At 61.9% G+C, this 22657-nt stretch carries 6 protein-coding genes; 4 read left to right on the top strand and 2 right to left on the bottom strand.

What is annotated here, in order from left to right:
* Positions 1–233: 233 nt before the first annotated feature.
* The 3 genes from AC19YX_RS02800 to lapD all read left to right on the top strand — a co-directional run bounded on the left by AC19YX_RS02800 (position 234) and on the right by lapD (position 3811).
* Complete coding sequence (locus tag AC19YX_RS02800; protein WP_043228240.1) at positions 234–890, top strand: response regulator transcription factor; 657 nt, start codon at positions 234–236, stop codon at positions 888–890.
* Positions 891–1136: 246 nt separating this feature from the next.
* A complete protein-coding gene (lapG, locus tag AC19YX_RS02795) occupies positions 1137–1853 on the top strand; it encodes a cysteine protease LapG (protein ID WP_500605614.1) in 717 nt (238 codons plus the stop codon).
* 11 nt (positions 1854–1864) lie between these two features.
* Entirely contained in the window at positions 1865–3811 is a 1947-nt protein-coding gene (lapD, locus tag AC19YX_RS02790) for a cyclic di-GMP receptor LapD (RefSeq protein WP_500605613.1), read from the top strand.
* A 55-nt stretch (positions 3812–3866) separates the two neighbouring features.
* Here the strand turns inward: lapD and AC19YX_RS02785 are convergent, their stop codons facing one another.
* Positions 3867–4205, bottom strand: coding sequence for a tryptophan synthase subunit beta (locus AC19YX_RS02785; RefSeq protein ID WP_078471343.1), 339 nt, complete (start codon positions 4203–4205; stop codon positions 3867–3869).
* 124 nt (positions 4206–4329) lie between these two features.
* Positions 4330–20925 (bottom strand): retention module-containing protein, encoded by a 16596-nt coding sequence (locus AC19YX_RS02780; protein WP_500605612.1) that lies wholly within the window; start codon positions 20923–20925, stop codon positions 4330–4332.
* A gap of 344 nt (positions 20926–21269) precedes the next feature.
* Between AC19YX_RS02780 and AC19YX_RS02775 the strand changes: the two genes are divergently transcribed.
* Positions 21270–22622, top strand: coding sequence for a TolC family outer membrane protein (locus AC19YX_RS02775; RefSeq protein ID WP_043228256.1), 1353 nt, complete (start codon positions 21270–21272; stop codon positions 22620–22622).
* The last annotated feature ends 35 nt before the right edge of the window (positions 22623–22657 follow it).

Below are 22657 nucleotides of genomic sequence, written 5' to 3'. Positions count from 1 at the left end.
TGCGGCACCCTGCGCGGATAACCGGGCGGCGCAGCGGGATCATCGACGACGCCTGGGTCGCCGTGCTCGGCCTGGCCGGTGTGTTGCATTGCACAGCGGTCAGGGGCGCAGGCTGGCCCACTGCCTGACCCCGGCTTTGGCAGTCTGCAATTCATCAAGGCGATCACGCCGGCTATAAAAATACTGCAACGCCTTGGCGTTGTGCCCTTATCCATGTGACTGGGCTGAAGCCTATGCTGTGTCGAATTTTGCTTGCCAACGATTACCCGGTGGTCCGTGCCGGAATGAGGGCCTTGCTGGAGAAGAAAACCGAATATGAAGTCATCGCCGAAGCCGGCGACAGCCACAGCGCCATCGAGCTGGCCTCACGCCTGTTGCCGGAAATCGTGCTGCTGGACCTGGTCCTGGAGCGCCACGCCTGTATCGACTTGCTGAAGACCTTGTCCCTGAGTTCACCCGCCAGCCGGGTGCTGGTGCTGTCGATGCACACCGACAGTCCCTTCGTCATGCAGTGCCTGCAACTGGGGGCCCACGGCTACCTGCTGCGCAGTGCCAGTGTGATCGAGCTGGAGCTGGCCCTGGAGACCCTGCGCCAGGCCGGGCAGTACCTGTCCTCGGCGGTAGTGCCCCTGGTGATCAACCACGCCATCAAGCGCCAGCATGAACCCAGCCTCAAGGCGCCGAACAAGGTGCTCACGGCGCGCCAGCTGGAGATCCTGCGCCTGATCGCCCGGGGCGAAAGCACGCGCAATATCGCCCAGGGCCTGGGCCTGAGCGTGAAGACCATCGAGGCCCATCGCTCGCAGATGATGCATCGCCTGCGGATCCACGATATCGCCGGGCTGGTGATGTTTGCCGTGCGCAAGGGCATCGTCCAGCTCAACGATTAGCCATCGCCGCAATCCGCCACCCGACAATGGCCAGCGCACCTCCCCTGTAGCCGCTGCCGCAGGCTGTGCTGGCCCGTCCAAATAACCCACCTTACTCGGCGTTCATGCCAGCCAGCGCAGTCTCGTGCCTCGGTAGCGGCTACAGGGTGTTTTGCTGGGGCGGTGAGGGGGCGGACCGTTGGCGGAAGTGATTTCACTGTGCCATTGTTTTTTGCCCGGCATACCCGCAACATGGCCGCACCTTCAATGCTGCAAGCTTGGATAATCGCAGTGGCGATACGCTTTAAACTCCCTCGGATCCTGTATGGTCTTGCCATCGCCCTGTTACTGGGTGGCAGCCTGCTGGGCGACTTGCTTGCCGATTGGGATTTCAGCCAGATCAGCCGCCGCGCCGAGGCGCTCTATGGGCCGCTGGGCCCGGGGCGGCAACGGATCGATGCCTGGCAGCAACTGCTCGCGACGCAGAAACAGGTCAGCGAGACGGAGCTACTCAAGGTGGTCAACCTGTTCTTCAACCGTCAACTGCGCTACGAGGAAGACATCGACCTGTGGCACGAGACGGATTACTGGGCCACGCCCATCCAGTCCCTGTGGAAAGGGGCCGGCGACTGTGAAGACTACGCCATCGCCAAGTATTTCAGCCTGCGCCACCTTGGTGTCGCGGCCGACAAGTTGCGCATCACCTACGTCAAGGCCTTGCGCCAGAACCGCGCGCATATGGTCCTGACCTATTATTCCAGCCCCGAAGCCATGCCCCTGGTGCTGGACAGCCTGATGGACCCTATTCTGCCCGCCAGCCAGCGCCCCGACCTGCTGCCCGTCTACGCCTTCAACGGCGAGGGGCTGTGGTTGACGGGGGCGGCGGGCAACAAGAAAGTCGGTGACACCAAGCGCCTGTCGCGTTGGCAGGATGTCTTGAAGAAAATGACCGCCGAAGGGTTTCCGGCCAGTTCGGATAATTAACAGGAGCCACGATGTCACTGTTCAAACAATTGCTGATCGCTATCTGTGTGTTTCTCGTGGTCGCGTTCAGCGGTAGCTTCATGGTCAGCCTGGAAAGTTCGCGGGCGCAGTACGTCAATCAGTTGCGCTCCCACGCCCAGGACGCGGCCACCGCGCTAGCCCTGTCGCTGACGCCGAACATCGATGACCCGGCGATGACCGAGTTGATGGTCAGCTCGATTTTCGACAGCGGCTACTACGCCAGCATCCGTGTGATCGACCTGAGCAATAACCAGGTGCTGGTGGAGCGTGCCGCCGAGCCGGATGCCAGTGGCGTGCCGGCCTGGTTCGTGAACATGATCGGCCTCGCGCCGGCGGGCGGCGATGCCATCGTCAGCCGAGGCTGGCAGCAGGCCGCGCGGGTCGAGGTGGTCAGCCACCCGATGTTCGCCCTGGCCAAGCTCTGGCAGAGCGCATTGGGCAGCCTGGGCTGGCTGCTGGTCTGCGGCGCCCTGAGCGCGGTCCTGGGGGCCTTGCTGCTGCGCCGTCAGCTCAAGCCGCTGGACTATATGGTCGAGCAGTCCCATGCCATCGCCCGGCGCGAGTTTCTCAGCCTGCCCGACCTGCCGCGCACCCCCGAGTTGCGCCGGGTGGTACAGGCCATGAACCAGATGGTGGAGAAGCTCAAGGCGTTGTTCATCGAACAGACCGAGCGCAGCGAGAAGCTGCGGGTGGAGTCTTACCAGGACAGCCTGACCGGGTTGGCCAACCGACGTTATTTCGAAATGCAGCTGCACTCCCGGGTCAGCAACCAGGAGGAGGCCAGCTCCGGCTACCTGCTGATGTTGCGGGTCAATGACCTGGCCGGCCTCAACCAGCGCCTGGGCGGCCAACGCACCGACCAGTTGTTGCAGGCGGTGGGCCAGCAACTGGTGCGGACCTGCGCCAAGTACCCGGAAACCCATAACCTGATCACCCGCAGCCGTGGCGGCGAGTTCGCGGTGCTGGCACCCGGCCTGGTGCGCGACGAAGCGCTGCAACTGGCCCAGGAACTGGAAAGCACCCTGCAGAGCCTGCGCGAAACCGGCGCCACCGATATGCCGATCGTGGCCCACATCGGGCTTGCGCCCTACAACCCGGGCGATGCCTCGGCGGACCTGCTGAAGCTGGCCGATCAAGCCCTGACCCAGGCCGAAGGCAGTGGCGAGCAGAGCTGGGTGTGCCTGGAGCACAGCACCCCGGGCACGGTCAGCGATGACTCCCACAGCTGGCATACCCTGCTGGATGCGGCGCTGGACCAAGGGCGCTTCCAGTTGTTTTTCCAACCGGTGGTCAGCAGCAGCGACACCCATCAGGTGCTGCACTACAAGGTCCTGTCACGGCTGCTGGACAACCAGGGCCAGGCCATTGCCGCCGGCCGCTTCCTGCCGTGGATGGAACGCTTCGGCTGGTCGACGCGGCTTGACCGGCTGATGCTGGAGCTGGTGCTCAAGCATCTGGCGCACCACGACCAGGCCCTGGCCCTGAACCTTTCGGCCGCCACCCTGAATGACCCGCAGGCCCTGGAGCGGGTGTTCGAGCTGCTGGCCCAGCACCCGGCACTGGGGTCACGCCTGACCCTGGAAATCGGCGAAGAACAAGTGCCCGAGCAAGCCCAACTGGAGCACCTGAACCGGCGGATCCACAGCCTGGGCTACAGCCTCAGCCTGCAGCGCTTCGGTGGCCGTTTCAGCATGATCGGCAACCTTGCGCACCTGGGCCTGGCCTACCTGAAAATCGACGGCAGCTACATCCGCGCCATCGACCAGGAAAGCCACAAGCGTCTGTTTATCGAAGCCATCCAGCGCGCCGCCCACAGCATTGACCTGCCGCTGATTGCCGAGCGCGTGGAAACCGAGGGTGAATTGCGGGTGATCCGCGAGATGGGCATAGAAGGGGTGCAAGGCCAGCTGTTCGGTGAACCAGCGCCCTGGAAGTGAAGCCTTGAAGGTCACGCCTCCTTGACGGGCAAGCCGTGAAGGAGGCGCGAGGCAATCAGATCAAACCGGTTTCGTCATCGTCGATCAGATGATTCAACCCGCCCAGCGCCGTCCGTGCCTGGGTCCGATCCATCAACTTGGCCTGGGCCGCTGGCGGCAGGTCAGTGACGCGGATCACGCCTTTGCTGGTCAGCACCTGGATCAAGTCATCAAGTACCCGGATCATCTCAAGGTCACTGTGCTTGAGCTGCTTGAGGCTGGTCTCGATCACGTCATTGGCAAACCACGACTGGATCTCATGGTGGTCAGCCGGCAGCGTCTCGGTGGCTTCGGCATAGGCCACCGCCTCGACGCGCACCAGTGCGCCTTGTTGATCACGTTGCACGTAGAACATCAGCGTTCTCCCAATAAAAAAATCCCTGCGGGCGCTGCACGCAGCACCCGCAGAGATTACACACATTTGCCCGAGGCTGATGCCAACCGGTCGCCAGTCCCGAAAGATTGGCGACCCCTGGCGATCAGTCGTGGTGCTTGACGGTCAGGTCACCACCGGCGATCAGGTTGTTGATCGCGCTGCTGCCACTGCCCCAGCTGGCGCCCTCGACCTTGATCGTGACGTCCGCAGTGCCGCCGCCATTGGCGGTGAACGACCCGGTGCTGCTGACTTGCAGGGTTGAAGTACCCGACGAGTCGGTGGTCAGCTTCAGGTAGCTGGACAGGTTGTTGTCGTTATTGCCTTGCAGCAGGTCGGACAGGTCCAGCTTGTCGCCCTCGGAGTGCTTGAAGTCAGTGATGACGTCGTTGCCGGTATCCCCTTTGAGCCAGACGAAGGTATCGGCCCCTGCGCCGCCGGAGAGGATGTCATCACCCTTGCCGCCGACCAGGATGTCGTTGCCCGCGCCGCCATAGAGCTTGTCGTTGCCGCCCTGGCCGAACAGGATGTCGTCGCCGGCATTGCCGATCAGGGTGTCAGCGCCGTCCTTGGTGCCGTAGATGTTCGAGGCACTGGCCAGCGCACCGACGTCAGCGACGTGCTCGGTGATGAACTGATGCAGGGCACGGTCGTCGATCTGATCCACCGGCTTGGACAGTTGGTCAGCTGCAAATTGCTTGAGTGCGGAACCGCCCTCGAGGTTTTTGTAGCTGATCAGGTCACCGAACAGAATGTCGTTGCCCGAGCCGCCGTTGATGGTGTCGGCGCCGGCATCGGCGGTGTGGCCGGTGATGGCGTCGGTCAGCTTGGCGGTGTCGATGGTGGTGACGACTTTGTCGGTGTCGAACTGCTGCAGCACGCTTTTGTTGATGTCGGAGCCCAGGCCGATGGCTTCCACCACGACTTTGTCGGTGACCGCGTTGGACAGGTCGTTATAGGCCGTCTTGGCCAGGTTGAGCGCCGTGTTGCTGCCGCTGGCATACCCGGCGATGTCGAAGCCGCCGTTGCTGCCGGCCACCACATAACCCTCAAAGGTCTGCGTACCGCGGTAGTCATACGAGTAGACCTTGCCATCGGCATCGACAATGACCTGGGTGCTGCCATTGATCGTTGCGGTGACCACGATGCCTTTGTTCAGGGCATAGGTCGAGTTGTTGACCTTGTCATCGAAGTAGACGTTGTTGCCACCGCCCCAGTACCGGGTCGTGCCCAGGTTCGCGTCGCCATACGTCGCGTTGTAGATGTTCGGCGCGCCATCGGTAATGAAGTACGTCAGGTTTTTTGCGCCCGCGTTGCTGGTGGCTTCGCTGCTCTTGAACCAGGCCGCCGCACTGTTGAACGCATCCTGATAGTTGGTCAGGTCGTTCGGGTTCGACGACATCTGGTTCAGCACCGCCTGCAGGGCAGCCTTGGCGGCAGCCTGGTCGGCGAGGTTGACCGAGACTTGGGCCTCGACCTTGGTATCGAAGTCGATCAGCAGCACCTTGACGATGCCGGAGTCGCTTTTGTTGGCATTGCTGATCAAGGTGTCGAACAGGGTCGAGAGCTGGGTCTTGATCGAGTTCATGGACTTGTCGCCGATACTGCCCGAGGTGTCGACGATAAACGCGATGTTGTAGTTGCTGCCCGGGGTGACGATGCCGCCTTTATCGCCCACTACCATGTTGTTGACGTTGGAGCTGCTCAGGTTGATGACATCGTCGCTGCCGCCGCCTTCGGTAATCACGTAGGGCTGTGGCGCCACGGTGATGGTGCTGGTGGCCACGTTCGAGTTCAGGCTGTCGGCACCGGCGTTGTCCTTGACCGAGATCTCGATGGTGCGATCGCCGGTGGTTGGGTACTTGCTGCCGTTGGAGAACTGGAACGACTCGATCAGCGTCTTGTAGCTGCTCGAATCGGCCGCGCCCGACAGGGTCAGCACAATTTTACCGCTGGTGTCGGTGCCGACCTTGGTCACGGTGATGCCGTTGTAAGTGCCACCAACGTTGACCAGGCTCGAGGTGAGCTGATCGCCCACGCTGGCATTCTTCAGGGTGATGGTCGCGCTTTGCATCTGGCTGTTGTCGACATCGGCGATGTTGACGCTGCCGGTAATCGCCACGCCGCCGCTCGCACGCTCGGTGAGGGCGCCGTTGTAGCCGGTTTTGGTTGCGCCGTCAGCAGTGTTGAGGTCCAGGGTCGGCGCGTCGTTGACCGGGGTCACGGTAATGGCGCCGCCAACGGCTGGCGAGGTCAACGGGTTGCTGCCATCGGCGTTGCCGCTGTCGGTGGCGGTGTAGGTGAAGTTCGCCGTGCCGTTGAAGTTCAGGTTCGGCTTGAAGTACAGCGTCGCCTCGCCGTTGGTTGCGTTGATGGTGCCGGTGAACGGCTTGGTCATCGCGGCGTCGGTGAAGAACGTACCGTTGGTAGGCGTGCTGACGGTGAACGACTTGACGTTGGCCAGGCCGTCGACATCGGTGGCGCTCAACTTGACGGCGATCCCCGAGGTCGGGTCTTCGGCACCGGTCGCCGTGGTCGCAATGGCCACAGGCGCATCGTTGACCGGGGTCACGGTAATAGCACCGCCGACCGCTGGCGAGGTCAGTGGGTTGCTGCCATCGGCGTTGCCGCTGTCGGTGGCGGTGTAAGTGAAGTTCGCCGTGCCGTTGAAGTTCAGGTTCGGCTTGAAGTACAGCGTGGCCTCGCCATTGGTCGCGTTGATGCTGCCGGTGAACGGCTTGGTCATCGCGGCGTCGGTGAAGAACGTACCGTTGGTAGGCGTGCTGACGGTGAAGGACTTGACGTTGGCCAGGCCATCCACATCGGTCGCGCTCAACTTGACGGCGATCCCCGAGGTCGGATCTTCGGCACCGGTCGCGGTGGTGGCGATGGCCACAGGCGCGTCGTTGACCGGAGTCACGGTGATGCTGCCGCCAACGGCTGGGGAGGTCAGCGGGTTGCTGCCGTCCGCATTGCCACTGTCGGTCGCGGTGTAGGTGAAGTTCGCCGTGCCGTTGAAATTCAGGTTTGGCTTGAAGTACAGCGTCGCCTCGCCGTTGCTGGCGTTAATGCTACCGGTGAACGGTTTGGTCATTGCGGCGTCGGTGAAGAACGTACCGTTGGTAGGCGTACCCACAGTGAACGACTTGACGTTGGCCAGGCCGTCGACATCGGTGGCGCTCAACTTGACCGGGATACCCGAGGTCGGGTCTTCGGCACCGGTCGCGGTCGTTGCGATAGCCACAGGTGCGTCATTGACCGGGGTCACGGTGATGGTGCCGCCGACCGCAGGCGAGGTCAGTACACCACTGCCATCAGCGTTGCCGCTGTCGGTCGCGGTGTAAGTGAAGTTCGCCGTGCCGTTGAAGTTCAGGTTCGGCTTGAAGTACAGGGTCGCCGAACCGTTGCTGGCATCGATGCTGCCGGTGAACGGTTTGGTCATCGCCGCATCGGTGAAGAAGGTGCCGTTGGTAGGCGTACTGACAGTGAAGGATTTGACGTTAGCCAGACCATCCACATCGGTCGCGCTCAACTTGACTTCGATACCCGAACTCGGGTCTTCAGCACCCGTTGCGGTGGTGGTAATGGCCACCGGTGCATCGTTGACCGGGGTCACGGTAATGCTGCCGCCAACCGGTGCCGAGGTCAGTACGCCACTGCCATCAGCGTTGCCGCTGTCGGTGGCGGTGTAGGTGAAGTTGGCGGTGCCGTTGAAGTTCAGGTTCGGCTTGAAGTACAGCGTCGCTTCGCCGTTGGTGGCGTTGATGGAGCCAGTGAATGGCTTGGTCATCGCGGCGTCGGTGAAGAACGTACCGTTGGTAGGCGTACCCACAGTGAACGACTTGACGTTGGCCAGGCCATCCACATCGGTGGCGCTCAACTTGACTTCGATACCCGAAGACGGATCTTCAGTACCGGTCGCCGTGGTCGCAATGGCCACTGGCGCATCGTTGACCGGGGTCACGGTGATGGTGCCGCCGACCGCAGGCGAGGTCAGTACGCCGCTGCCATCAGCGTTGCCGCTGTCGGTGGCGGTGTAGGTGAAATTGGCGGTGCCGTTGAAGTTCAGGTTCGGCTTGAAGTACAGCGTGGCCTCGCCGTTGGTCGCGTTGATAGTGCCGGTGAAGGCCTTGGTCATCGCGGCATCGGTGAAGAACGTACCGTTGGTAGGCGTGCTGACCGCGAAGGATTTGACGTTGGCCAAACCATCGACATCGGTGGCGCTCAACTTGACGGCGATGCCCGAGGTCGGGTCTTCGGCACCGGTTGCGGTGGTGGCGATGGCCACAGGTGCATCGTTGACCGGGGTCACGGTGATGGTGCCGCCGACCGCAGGCGAGGTCAGTACGCCGCTGCCGTCAGCGTTGCCGCTGTCGGTCGCGGTGTAGGTGAAGCTCGCCGTGCCGTTGAAATTCAGGTTCGGCTTGAAGTACAGCGTGGCCTCGCCGTTGCTGGCATCGATGCTGCCGGTGAACGCCTGGGTCATCGCCGCGTCGGTGAAGAAGGTACCGTTGGTAGGCGTGCTGACGGTGAAGGATTTGACGTTAGCCAGACCATCGACATCGGTGGCGCTCAACTTGACTTCGATACCCGAAGACGGATCTTCAGCGCCGGTCGCGGTGGTGGCGATGGCCACAGGTGCGTCGTTGACCGGGGTCACGGTGATGCTGCCGCCTACCGGTGCCGAGGTCAGTGGGTTGCTGCCGTCGGCGTTGCCGCTGTCGGTGGCGGTGTAGGTGAAGTTGGCGGTGCCGTTGAAGTTCAAGTTTGGCTTGAAGTACAGGGTCGCCGAACCGTTGCTGGCATCGATGCTGCCAGTGAACGGCTTGGTCATCGCCGCATCGGTGAAGAAGGTGCCATTGGTAGGCGTGCTGACGGTGAACGACTTGACGTTAGCCAGGCCATCCACATCGGTCGCGCTCAGCTTGACGGCAATGCCCGATGTCGGGTCTTCGGCACCGGTCGCCGTGGTCGCTATGGCCACTGGCGCATCATTGACCGGGGTCACGGTGATGGTGCCGCCGATCGCAGGCGAAGTCAGTGGGTTGCTGCCGTCCGCGTTGCCGCTGTCGGTCGCGGTGTAAGTGAAGCTGGCAGTACCGTTGAAGTTCAGGTTCGGCTTGAAGTACAGCGTCGCCTCGCCATTGGTGGCGTTGATGCTACCGGTAAACGGTTTGGTCATCGCCGCGTCGGTGAAGAAGGTGCCATTGCTTGGCGTACCGACCGTGAACGACTTGACGTTGGCCAGGCCATCCACATCCGTGGCGCTCAACTTGACTTCGATACCCGAAGCCGGGTCTTCAGCACCCGTTGCGGTGGTCGCGATAGCCACCGGCGCATCGTTGACCGGAGTCACGGTGATGCTGCCGCCAACCGCTGCCGAGGTCAGTGGGTTGCTGCCGTCGGCATTGCCGCTGTCGGTGGCGGTGTAGGTGAAGCTGGCGGTGCCGTTGAAGTTCAGGTTCGGCTTGAAGTACAGCGTGGCCTCGCCATTGGTCGCGTTGATGCTACCGGTAAACGGTTTGGTCATCGCCGCATCGGTGAAGAACGTGCCGTTGGTAGGCGTGCCGACGGTGAACGACTTGACGTTGGCCAGGCCATCCACATCGGTCGCGCTCAACTTGACTGGAATACCCGAGGTCGGGTCTTCGGCACCGGTCGCCGTGGTGGCAATGGCCACTGGCGCATCGTTGACCGGGGTCACGGTGATGCTGCCACCAACCGCTGGCGAGGTCAGAGGGTTGCTGCCGTCCGCGTTGCCGCTGTCGGTGGCGGTGTAGGTGAAGTTGGCGGTGCCGTTGAAGTTCAGGTTCGGCTTGAAGTACAGCGTCGCCTCACCGTTGCTGGCGTTGATGGTGCCGGTGAACGGCTTGGTCATCGCGGCGTCGGTGAAGAACGTACCGTTGCTTGGCGTGCCCACGGTGAACGATTTGACGTTGGCCAGGCCGTCGACATCGGTGGCGCTCAACTTGACCGGGATACCCGAAGTCGGGTCTTCCGCGCCGGTCGCGGTGGTGGCGATGGCTACCGGAGCATCGTTGACCGGGGTCACGGTGATGCTGCCGCCGACCGGTGCCGAGGTCAGCGGGTTGCTGCCGTCGGCGTTGCCGCTGTCGGTGGCGGTGTAGGTGAAGTTGGCCGTGCCGTTGAAGTTCAGGTTCGGCTTGAAGTACAGCGTCGCCTCACCGTTGCTGGCGTTGATGGTGCCGGTAAAGGGCTTGGTCATCGCGGCGTCGGTGAAAAAGGTGCCGTTGCTTGGCGTGCCCACGGTGAACGACTTGACGTTGCTCAGGCCATCCACGTCGGTAGCGGAGAGCTTGACTGCAATGCCCACGGTCGTGTCTTCGGCACCGGTTGCGGTGGTCGCGATCGCTACAGGCGCGTCGTTGACCGCCGTGACCACGATGCTCACTTTGCCGGTGGTGACTTCTTCAACCTGGGTGCTCAGCTCTTTGGCCGTGGCGGTCACGGTCAGGTCGAAGCTGGCGGTGGCGTCCTTGGCCGGGGTCACGGTCAGGGTGCCCAGGTTCCAGTTGCTGACATCGTACTGGGTGGTCGCACCGGTCGAGGTGTAGCTGTGGCCGGTGGTGCCGTCGGTGATCACGGTGCCTTTTGGCAAGCCGCTGATTTCCACCTTGTGGGATTCCGAGCCATCGTTGTCGACGAAGGTGGTGGTGATCGGGCTGACCTTGATGCTGCTGTCTTCCAGGCCGTGGTTGTACACGTAGCCGGTGTAATAGCCTTCGCCATTGACCACGTGGGCGTCGTTGAACACCGCGCCGGCGTCTTTCAGCGCCTCGAGGCTGGTGTAGGTCTGCACGCCGCTGCTGCCCAGGGCCATCGAAGGACCGTTGTCGATCGAGACGTTGACGTTGTAGTTGCCCGGACCGTTCTGGTTGTAGTGGTAGATGTCGAGGGTGTAGTAGCCCGACTCGGACGGAACGAACGGGGTCGCGTTGATCCCGGCGCCGTGGCTCCAGGTCTCGGTGGAGACCAGTTTGCCGCCCACGGTGACCGCCAGGCTGTCATCGGCAGTGCCGGTGAAGCTGTAGCTCTTGCCGGCTTCCAGGTAAATCAGGCCGGAGACCTTGGTCGCGGTGAACTGGGACACATCGCCATTGCTTACGTTGCTGATTACGCCAGTGGAGGTGGCGCTGTCAGCGGTCTTGGCGTTGATGACCCGGATCAGGTCGCTGGATTGAGCGACGCCACTGCCGTCCCGGCCCAGTGCATCAGGCAGGTTCTGGCCGTTCCAGGTCTGAATGATCAGGCCGGTCGGTACATTGCCATATTGGCCGATGGTCACCACCGGCACGTCGGTCACCGGGTGGATATCCACGGTGATGGTCTTGGTGTCGCTGTAGGCGCTGCCGTCGGTGGCCTGGAACTTCAGTTCGGTGTAGTCACCCTGTTTGTTGCCGACGCCGCTGGTGCCGAAGCTGTTATCGCCCGACTCGTTGGCTGCGGGGGTGTAGCGCACGTTGTGACTGTCGAAGTCGGCCTGGCTGAAGGCCTTGCCGGCTGAAGTGTCGGTTTTCAGGTCGGCTGCGGTGAGCGTGACCCAGGCACCGTCGACTTTGTATTCAATGGAGCCGTTTGGCAGGCTGGTGAAGACCACTTTCGGGTCTGTCGAGTCGATGTCCTGGACGCCAAAGGTGTTCCAGCTCAGCTCGATCGAGGTGTCTTCATTACCGGCGATGGCGCCATCGACTGCGGTCGGCGCGTCGTTGACCGGGGTCACGGTGATGACACCGCCCACCGCTGTCGATGTCAGCGGGTTGCTGCCATCGGCGTTGCCGCTGTCGGTGGCGGTGTAGGTGAAGTTCACCTGGCCGTTGAAGTTGGCGTCCGGCTTGAAGTACAGGGTGGCCGAACCGTTGTTCGCCGCGATGCTGCCAGTAAAGGCCTGGGTCATCGCCGCATCGGTGTAGAAGGTGCCATGGGCCGGTGCGCTGACGTTGAACGAAGCAACGTTGGCGATGCCATCGACGTCGGTGGCATTGAGGTGAACCTCGATGCCACCCACTTGATCTTCGGCGCCGGTGGCGCTGGTAGCGATGGCCACTGGCGCATCGTTGACCGGGGTGACGGTGATGGTGCCGCCGACCGCAGCCGAGGTCAGCACGCCGCTGCCGTCAGCGTTGCCGCTGTCAGTGGCGGTGTAGGTGAAGTTCACCTGGCCGTTGAAGTTCAGGTCAGGCTTGAAGTACAGGGTCGCTGCACCGTTGTTCGCGGCAATGCTGCCGGTGAAGGCCTGGGTCATTGCAGCGTCGGTGTAGAAGGTGCCGTGGGTTGGCGCACTGACGTTGAACGAGGCGACGTTGGTGATGCCGTCGACATCGGTGGCGCTCAGCTTGACTTCGATGCCGGTCGCTTGATCTTCCGCACCGGTGGCGCTGGTGGCGATGGCCACTGGAGCGTCGTTGACCGGGGTCACGGTGATGGTGCCGCCGACCGCAGGGGAGGTCAGTACGCCACTGCCATCAGCGTTGCCGCTGTCGGTGGCGGTGTAGGTGAAATTCACCTGGCCGTTGAAGTTGGCGTCCGGCTTGAAGTACAGGGTCGCTGCGCCGTTGTTGGCTGCGATGCTGCCAGTAAAGGCCTGGGTCATCGCCGCGTCGGTGTAGAAGGTGCCATGGGCCGGTGCGCTGACGTTGAACGAAGCAACGTTGGCCAGACCATCGACGTCGGTGGCGTTGAGGTGAACCTCGATGCCACCCACTTGGTCTTCGGCGCCGGTGGCGCTGGTGGCGATGGCCACAGGAGCGTCGTTCACCGGGGTGACGGTGATCACGCCGCCCACGGCAGGCGAAGTCAGTACGCCGCTGCCATCAGCGTTGCCGCTGTCAGTGGCGGTGTAGGTGAAATTCACCTGGCCGTTGAAGTTGGCGTCAGGCTTGAAGTACAGGGTCGCCGAACCGTTGTTGGCTGCAATGCTGCCTGTGAAGGCTTGAGTCATTGCGGCGTCGGTGTAGAAGGTGCCATGGGTTGGCGCGCTGACGTTGAACGAAGCAACGTTGGCCAGGCCATCGACGTCGGTGGCATTGAGGTGGACTTCGATGCCGTCCACCTGGTCTTCAGCACCGCTTGCAGTGGTGGCGATGGCGACTGGAGCGTCGTTGACCGGGGTGACGGTGATCACGCCGCCCACGGCAGGCGAGGTCAACACGCCACTGCCATCGGCATTGCCGCTGTCGGTGGCGGTGTAGGTGAAGTTCACCTGGCCGTTGAAGTTGGCGTCCGGCTTGAAGTACAGAGTCGCTGTACCGTTATTGGCTGCGACGCTGCCGGTAAAGGCCTGGGTCATCGCGGCATCGGTGTAGAACGTACCGTTGTTCGGTGCGCTGACGTTGAACGAAGCAACGTTGGCGATGCCATCGACATCGGTGGCATTGAGGTGGACTTCAATGCCGCCCACTTGGTCTTCAGCACCGGTGGCGCTGGTCGCGATGGCGACCGGCGCATCGTTGACTGGCGTGACGGTGATGGTGCCGCCGACCGCAGGGGAGGTCAGTACACCGCTGCCATCGGCATTGCCGCTGTCAGTAGCCGTGTAGGTGAAATTCACCTGGCCGTTGAAGTTGGCGTCCGGCTTGAAGTACAGAGTCGCCGAACCGTTGTTCGCCGCGATGCTGCCGGTAAAGGCCTGGGTCATCGCCGCGTCGGTGTAGAAGGTGCCATGGGTTGGCGCGCTGACGTTGAACGAAGCAACGTTGGCAAGGCCATCGACGTCGGTGGCATTGAGGTGGACTTCGATGCCGCCCACTTGGTCTTCCTGGCCCACAGCCGTAGTGGCGATGGCCACCGGTGCGTCGTTGACCGCTGCCACGGTGATGCTGCCGTTGACCGCAGGCGAAGTCAGCGGGTTGCTGCCATCGGCATTGCCGCTGTCGGTGGCGGTGTAGGTGAAGTTCACCTGTCCGTTGAAGTTGGCGTCCGGCTTGAAGTACAGGGTGGCTGCGCCATTGCTGGCCGCAACGCTGCCGGTGAAGACCTGGGTCATCGCCGCGTCGGTGTAGAAGGTGCCGTTGTTCGGCGTGCTGACGTTGAACGAAGCAACGTTGGCAATGCCATCGACATCGGTGGCGGACAGATGGACTTCGATGCCCGTTGGCTGGTCTTCGGTCCCTGCAGCGGTGGTGGCGATGGCCACCGGCGCGTCATTGACCGCAATCACGTTGATTGGCAGGTTGATCGACTCGGACTTCGGATCGGCTGTGCCGTCCTGCGCCGTGGCGGTGACGGTGAGGTTGACCACGCCATTGGCGTTCGGCGCCGGGTTGTAGACCAGGGTCGTCTTGTTCCAGGTGCTGATGTCGACGCTTTGATTGCCCGCCGTCGCGGTAAAGGTGTGGACGCCATCGGTGATGGTCGAGTTCACCGGTACGCCGCTGATTTCCAGCTTGAGCGACTCGGAGCCGTCCTTGTCGGTGGCATAGGCGTCGATGGTCGACAGCTTGATCGCATGGTCTTCCAGACCCACGTTCAGCACCTGGGTGACGTTGATGTTGTCCATCACGCCGCCCAGCGAGTTGTTGGTGTCGCCGGCCGGAGCCTTGAACTCGAGCTTGGCATCACCGTCGGTGGTGACCGGTACCACGAAGGTGTAGGTCTTCATGCCGACGGTGGTGGTGTCCAGGGTGCCGACTTTGACGCCGCCCCAGAACACGTCGATCACCGAGTTGTTTTCAGCGCCGGCACGCGGCGAGTAATCAACCGAGATGCTGTAAGCCGTGCCTGCTTCGGCCTTGATGATGGTGTACAGGCTGGCATCGTCGCCGGCGTCTTTCTCCAGTTCGATGACCTTGCTGTTGCCTGGGGTATCGACCCCGTAAATGCTGCTTTGGCCGATTTCGACCTTGCCATCGGCGTTGCCAGTGAGCCACTGGGTAGTCGGGCCGCCATTGCCGGCCGCGTTGTTGGCGTCGCCTACGGCAATCGTGCCCCAGGAACCGTTGAGGTTGGCGCTGTCGAAATTGATCGAGGTTACGCTGCCGCCGCCGATCAGGCCCAGGTGCGGGGTGTCGGTAACCGGGTTGACAGTGATGTCGGCGGTGGTCACTGGGCTCGGTTTGCCGTCATTGTCCACGGCAGTGAAAGTCAGATGGGTGCTGCCACTCCAGTCGCCAGTCGGGTCGAAGTACACCGCGGCCTTGCCATCGGCGCCAGCCGACACCGAATCGCCCACTTTGAGCTCGGTGGTCAGGGTCGCGTCGCTGTACAGCTTGCCGTTCTCCGGCAGGGCGGTGATGACGAACTTGGCGACGGTGCCGTCCACATCGCTGCCGCTCAATACGATGGTGGTCGCATGGTCTTCGTCGGTGGTGGTGGCCGCAGCCGACGCCGTCGGGGCATCGTTGACCAGGTCGATGGTGACCTTGCCGGTGGCGGTGCCGGTTTCCGGTTTTTCAACGGCCGGGTTGCTGCCGCCGTTGTCGGTCACTTCGATGGTCACGCCACGATCGGTGCCCACCGGGTTGTTGCCCGGGCTCTGGAAGGTGATGGCTTCAACCAGCTTGATGAAGTCGGCGGCGCTGCTGCCGGTTTTCGCATCGCTGGTGAGGGTGTAGACGATTTTGCCGTCGGCGGCGCTGCCGCTTTGGGTGATGGTGATCCCGGCAACCGCCAGCGCCTTGAGGGCGTCGGCATTGCTCAGCAGGTCGCCCACCGCCAGATGATCGACCGTGACCACGACTTTGCTGAAGGTGGTGTTGTCGACGTCATTGATGGTCAGGTTTTCGACCAGGGCCACCGGGTCTTTCTGCTCGGTGAAGGTGGTGCTGCTGAACTCCACTTTAGGCGCGTCGTTCACCGCGGTTATGGTGATCACGCCGCCGACCGCAGGGGAGGTCAGTACACCGCTGCCATCGGCATTGCCGCTGTCGGTGGCGGTGTAGGTGAAGTTCACCTGGCCGTTGAAGTTGGCGTCAGGCTTGAAGTACAGGGTCGCCGTGCCGTTGTTGGCTGCGATGCTGCCGGTGAAGGCCTGAGTCATTGCGGCGTCGGTGTAGAAGGTGCCGTTGTTCGGCGTGCTGACGTTGAACGAGGCGACGTTGTCGATGCCATCGACATCGGTGGCATTGAGGTGGACTTCGATGCCGCTGGTTTGATCTTCCTCACCGCTCGCGCTGGTGGCGATGGCCACTGGAGCGTCGTTCACTGGCGTGACGGTGATTACGCCGCCCACGGCAGGCGAGGTCAGTACGCCGCTGCCATCGGCGTTGCCGCTGTCGGTAGCGGTGTAAGTGAAGTTCACTTGGCCGTTGAAGTTGGTGTCCGGCTTGAAGTACAGGGTCGCTGCACCGTTGTTGGCTGCGATGCTGCCGGTAAAGGCCTGGGTCATCGCGGCGTCGGTGTAGAACGTACCGTTGTTTGGCGTGGTGACATTGAACGAGGCGACGTTGGTAATACCGTCGACATCGGTGGCATTGAGGTGGACTTCAATCCCGCCCACTTGGTCTTCAGCACCGCTGGCGCTGGTAGCAATGGCCACTGGAGCGTCGTTCACTGGAGTGACGGTGATCACGCCGCCCACGGCAGGCGAGGTCAACACGCCGCTGCCATCGGCATTGCCGCTGTCAGTAGCGGTGTAGGTGAAATTCACCTGGCCGTTGAAGTTGGCATCCGGCTTGAAGTACAGGGTTGCCGTGCCGTTGTTGGCTGCGATGCTGCCGGTAAAGGCCTGAGTCATCGCCGCATCGGTGTAGAACGTGCCGTTGTTGGGCGCGGTGACATTGAACGAGGCAACGTTGTCGATGCCGTCGACATCGGTGGCGTTGAGGTGGACTTCGATGCCACCTACTTGATCTTCAGCACCGGTGGCGCTGGTGGCGATGGCCACCGGAGCGTCGTTCACCGGAGTGACGGTGATTACGCCGCCCACGGCAGGCGAAGTCAGCACGCCGCTGCCATCAGCGTTGCCGCTGTCGGTGGCGGTGTAGGTGAAGTTCACCTGGCCGTTGAAGTTGGTGTCCGGCTTGAAGTACAGGGTTGCCGAGCCATTGTTCGCTGCAATGCTGCCGGTAAAGGCCTGAGTCATTGCGGCATCGGTGTAGAACGTACCGTTGTTCGGTGTGGTGACATTGAACGACGCGACGTTGTCGATGCCGTCGACATCGGTGGCGTTGAGGTGGACTTCGATGCCGTCCACCTGGTCTTCAGCACCGGTGGCGCTGGTGGCGATGGCCACCGGAGCGTCGTTGACCGGAGTGACGGTGATCACGCCGCCCACGGCAGGCGAAGTCAGTACACCGCTGCCATCGGCATTGCCGCTGTCGGTGGCGGTGTAGGTGAAGTTCACTTGGCCGTTGAAGTTGGTGTCCGGCTTGAAGTACAGGGTCGCCGTGCCGTTGTTGGCGGCAATGCTGCCGGTAAAGGCCTGAGTCATCGCCGCATCGGTGTAGAAGGTACCGTTGTTCGGTGCGGTGACATTGAACGAGGCAACGTTGTCGATGCCGTCGATATCGGTGGCCGACAGATGGACTTCAATCCCGCCCACCTGGTCTTCGGCACCGGTGGCGCTGGTGGCGATGGCGACTGGCGCGTCGTTGACCGCATTCACGGTGATCACACCGTCTACCGCCGGTGAGGTCAGCACACCGCTGCCATCGGCATTGCCGCTGTCAGTGGCGGTGTAGGTGAAGTTCACCTGGCCGTTGAAGTTGGCGTCCGGCTTGAAGTACAGGGTCGCCGAGCCGTTGTTGGCGGCGATGCTGCCGGTGAAGACTTGGGTCATCGCCGCGTCGGTGTAGAACGTACCGTTGTTCGGCGTGGTGACGTTGAACGAGGCAACGTTGTCGATGCCGTCGACGTCAGTGGCCGAGAGATGGACTTCGATACCGGTAGTCTGGTCTTCATCGCCGGTGGCGCTGGTGGCAGTCGCTACTGGAGCGTCGTTGACCGGGGTCACGGTGATCACGCCGCCAACCGCAGGCGAAGTCAGTACGCCGCTGCCGTCAGCATTGCCACTGTCAGTGGCGGTGTAAGTGAAGTTCACCTGGCCATTGAAGTTGGCGTCCGGCTTGAAGTACAGGGTCGCCGTGCCGTTGTTGGCGGCAATGCTGCCGGTAAAGGCCTGAGTCATCGCCGCGTCGGTGTAGAACGTACCGTTGTTCGGCGCGGTGACATTGAACGAGGCAACGTTGTCGATGCCATCGATATCGGTGGCATTGAGGTGGACTTCAATGCCGCCCACTTGATCTTCAGCACCGCTGGCACTGGTGGCGATAGCGACGGGTGCGTCGTTCACCGGGGTCACGGTGATGGTGCCGTCGACGGCAGGCGAAGTCAGCACGCCGCTGCCATCAGCGTTGCCGCTGTCAGTAGCGGTGTAGGTGAAGTTCACCTGGCCGTTGAAGTTGGCGTCCGGCTTGAAGTACAGGGTCGCCGTGCCGTTGTTGGCTGCAATGCTGCCCGTGAAGGCTTGAGTCATTGCGGCGTCGGTGTAGAAGGTGCCGTTGTTCGGCGTGCTGACGTTGAACGAGGCAACGTTGGCCAGGCCATCGACATCGGTGGCATTAAGGTGGACTTCGATGCCGCCCACTTGATCTTCAGCGCCAGTGGCATTGGTAGCAATGGCTACTGGAGCGTCATTCACCGGGGTCACGGTGATCACGCCGCCGACGGCAGGCGAGGTCAGTACGCCACTGCCGTCAGCGTTGCCGCTGTCGGTGGCGGTGTAAGTGAAATTCACCTGGCCGTTGAAGTTGGCGTCCGGCTTGAAGTACAGAGTCGCCGCGCCATTATTGGCCGCAACGCTACCGGTGAAGACCTGGGTCATCGCCGCGTCGGTGTAGAAGGTGCCGTTGTTCGGTGCGCTGACGTTGAACGACGCAACGTTGTCGATGCCGTCGATATCGGTGGCCGACAGATGGACTTCAATGCCGCCCACCTGGTCTTCGGTACCGGTGGCGCTGGTGGCGATGGCGACTGGCGCGTCGTTGACCGCATTCACGGTAATCACGCCGCCGACCGCAGGGGAGGTCAGCACGCCGCTGCCGTCAGCATTGCCGCTGTCGGTGGCGGTGTAAGTGAAGTTCACCTGGCCGTTGAAGTTGGTATCCGGCTTGAAGTACAGGGTCGCGGCGCCGTTGTTGGCGGCGATGCTGCCGGTGAAGACCTGGGTCATCGCCGCGTCGGTGTAGAACGTACCGTTGTTGGGCGCAGTGACATTGAACGAGGCGACGTTGCCGATGCCGTCGACATCAGTGGCCGACAGATGGACCTCGATGCCGGTGGCCTGGTCTTCATCGCCGGTGGCGCTGGTGGCGATGGCGATTGGCGCGTCGTTGACCGGGGTGACGGTCAGGTCCAGGGTGCTGCTCGAACCGGTGTTGGTGGTGTAGCCGATTTGCGGCACATCACCGTTGTAGTCTTTGACCGGGGTGAAGGTGTAGTCGCCATTGGCGGCGATGCTGATGCTGCCGACGCCCGCGATGGTGGCGATCTGGCCCGCGTTATAGGTGGCACTGCCCACGTTGAAGGTGGCCACGCTCAAAGTGTTGTCGATGTCGCTGTCGTTGGTCAGGACGTTGCCATAGGCAATGCCGTCCTCGGCAATGGTCTGGCGGTCGGCAACCAGCACGCTCGGGTCGTCGACGGCGACCACGGTGGTTTCGGCCGCCTTGGGGTTGATGGCCAGGTCTTCGTAGTTGCCGCCGGTGGCGCCGGTGATGGTGGTGCTGAGGTGCAGGTCTTTGCCGTCGGCCAGGTTGGCGGGCGTATCGACGCTGACGGTGCCGGTGGTATCACCGGCTTTGATGGTGATGGTGGTGTTGTTCGACAGGGTGATGGTGACGTCAGTCTGCGCCGCGTTGGTCACGGTGGCGGTGTAGGTGATTTTGTCGCCTTCATCGACCGACGCATTCGCGCTCAACGACACGGTGGTGGTGTCGATGGTGTCGGTGATCTGGGTCACGGCCGGAGCCGGATCGGTGGTGATGATCAGGTTGCCGCCGCCGGAGGTGCCGGCAATGGTGGCCGAGACCGTCGAAGCATCCAGATAAGGCGTGTCGTTGCTGGCATAGGTCACGTTCAGCACGCCAGCGGTCTGGCCGGCTGCGATTACCACGGACAGGCCGTTGGACAGCGTCACGGTCAGGTCGCTGGTGGGCGCCTGGGTGATGAATACGGTGTAGGAGATGACCCCGCCGGCTTCAGTAATGGTCGGCGTGGCGGTCAGGGTAATGGTGACGTCGCGCGGGGTGCTGCCGTTATTGTCGATGTTGCCGACAGTGAAATCGTTGCCGATGGCCGCCGCGGCGTTCAAGCCGGTGGTCGGGTAGCCGATGGTAGGGTCGACTTCGCCTGCGGTGGCTTCGAGCAGGATAAAGCTGTGGCCGCCGCCGGCGGCACCGTCTCCACCTGCGGCGGTTGGGCCGGCAGCGGTGGCTTCGAGGTCTTGGGTCGGGTCGGCACCGGCAGCGATGGCTTGCTGCAGTTCGGCGACCGAAGGGGCGGCCTGGGCGGTGGCTTCACTCAGGTTGGTCGTGGAGTCAGGAGCGTTCGCGCTCCACTGACTGTCGCGACCCAGATCGAGAACGCGGCCATCGGCCAGCTCCAGCGACACGGCGCCTTCAGGTCCGGTCTGGACTTGTTCCCCGGCAAACAGACGATCCCCTTCTACCAGCAGACGGCGAATCCCTTCTGGGGACACTGCGAATACTTGACCGACAATGCTTTTGACGACGGCAACGCTGCTCATTAAAGGACTCTCCGTGTATTACCGTGTGGGTATCCATCATGCCGACCGGCTTTTTTCGTTAGTGCCGATTCAATTGCTGGAGTACGTTTGATTCTAAGAATTAATATTGGCGTCAATAATTTGTTGAGATGTTGACTAAATTACTTTTCCGTCAAGGTATTGACCTATTTGGCGTCATCCTAAACAATCTGTTCGGTAATGTCACATTGATATTTAAGCGGCATCGCGACTTTCTGTTTGTGTCCTCCAGTTCCCACGACAAACGGTCATTTCGATTGCCATTCCAATGCAGTAGGTCAATGTTTGCTGCATTTTTAAGCAAAAATTTCCGGGAAATAATCAGAATGCGTTTGCACTTATTCAAGGCTCTTCCTTTCGCTCTAGCCGCAAGTTTCGTCCAAGCACAAACCCTGCCAGAGGCTATGCAAAAAGCACTGGATGTTCACCCGGAGATCCAGGCAGGCATCAATGCGCGTATTGCCGCCGATTACCAGCTGCGTGCCGCCAAGGGCGGATACCTGCCTAAAGTCGACGTACTGGGCGGCTACGGTCGCGAACGCTCGGACAACACCTCGACTCGTGCCGAAAGCAACAGCCATGAATGGAAGTCCTTGAATCGCGGCGAATCGACTATTCGCCTGCAACAAAATCTGTTTGACGGTTTTGCCACGCAAAGTGAAGTAGGGCGCCAACAAGCCACCGCCAACTCCCGTGGTTATTCGTTGCTCAATACTTCCGAGCGGACCGCGCTGACTGTTGCCCAGGTTTATCTGGATGTCCTGTCCCGTCGCGAGATGGTGCAGTTGGCAGAAGACAACTTGAAGAGCCACGAACGCATCTTTGATCAGATCCAACTGCGCACTAGTCGCGGCGTCGGCAGAATGGCGGACATGGACCAGGCAGAAGCCCGTCTGGCTCAGGCGCGAAATAACTTGCTGACTGAACAGACCAACTTGGCGGATGCGCAAACCAACTACTTGAGCGCCGTGGGCCAGATGCCCGACGAGCTGGTGGCCCCCCAGGGTTTTGTTGCCCTGATGCCCGCCAGCCTCGAAGAAGCACGGCGCCAGATGATCGAGGACAGCCCGGTCCTGCGCTCCGCCGAGTCCGATATCGCCGCTGCCGAGAAGCAGTACGAAGCCGCCAAGTCGACCTTCTACCCACGTTTCGACGCCGAGCTGGCGCGTTCTGCCAACAACAACCTTGGCGGTGAAGAAGGGCACGACAACAGCTACTCCGCCATGCTGCGCATGCAGTTCAACCTGTACTCGGGCGGCAGCAACAAGGCCGATCTGCAATCCAAGGCGTCCCAGGCCACCCAGGCCCTGGACATCCGCAACAACGCCCTGCGTGAGCTGACCCAGGAGCTGGGCCTGGCCTGGAACGCCTACAACAACGCCACCGCCCAGGTGCCGATCGCTCAGCAATACGTGGACCGCAGCACCAAGGTGCGCACCTCGTACCAGCAGCAGTTCAGCCTCGGCGAGCGGACCCTGCTCGACCTGCTCGACAGCGAAAACGAGCTGTTCAGCGCTCAGCAGCGCCTGGTGCAGATCCGCAACCTGCAGCTTTACACCCAATATCGGATCAAAGCCGACATGGGTCAGTTGCTGAAAAGTCAGGGCGTAGTCGCACCGATGGCATCAGTTGTGCAGAATGATATTAAACCGATGGTAAACCTGCCGCGGATGGACTGATTCTTGACGGAGTTGGGCCATTCACCTGCTTAAGC

This window comes from Pseudomonas sp. MF09150 (assembly GCF_059862355.1).
The sequence above is the reverse complement of the archived record's forward strand: the minus strand, read 5'-3'. Positions and strand labels throughout refer to the sequence as shown.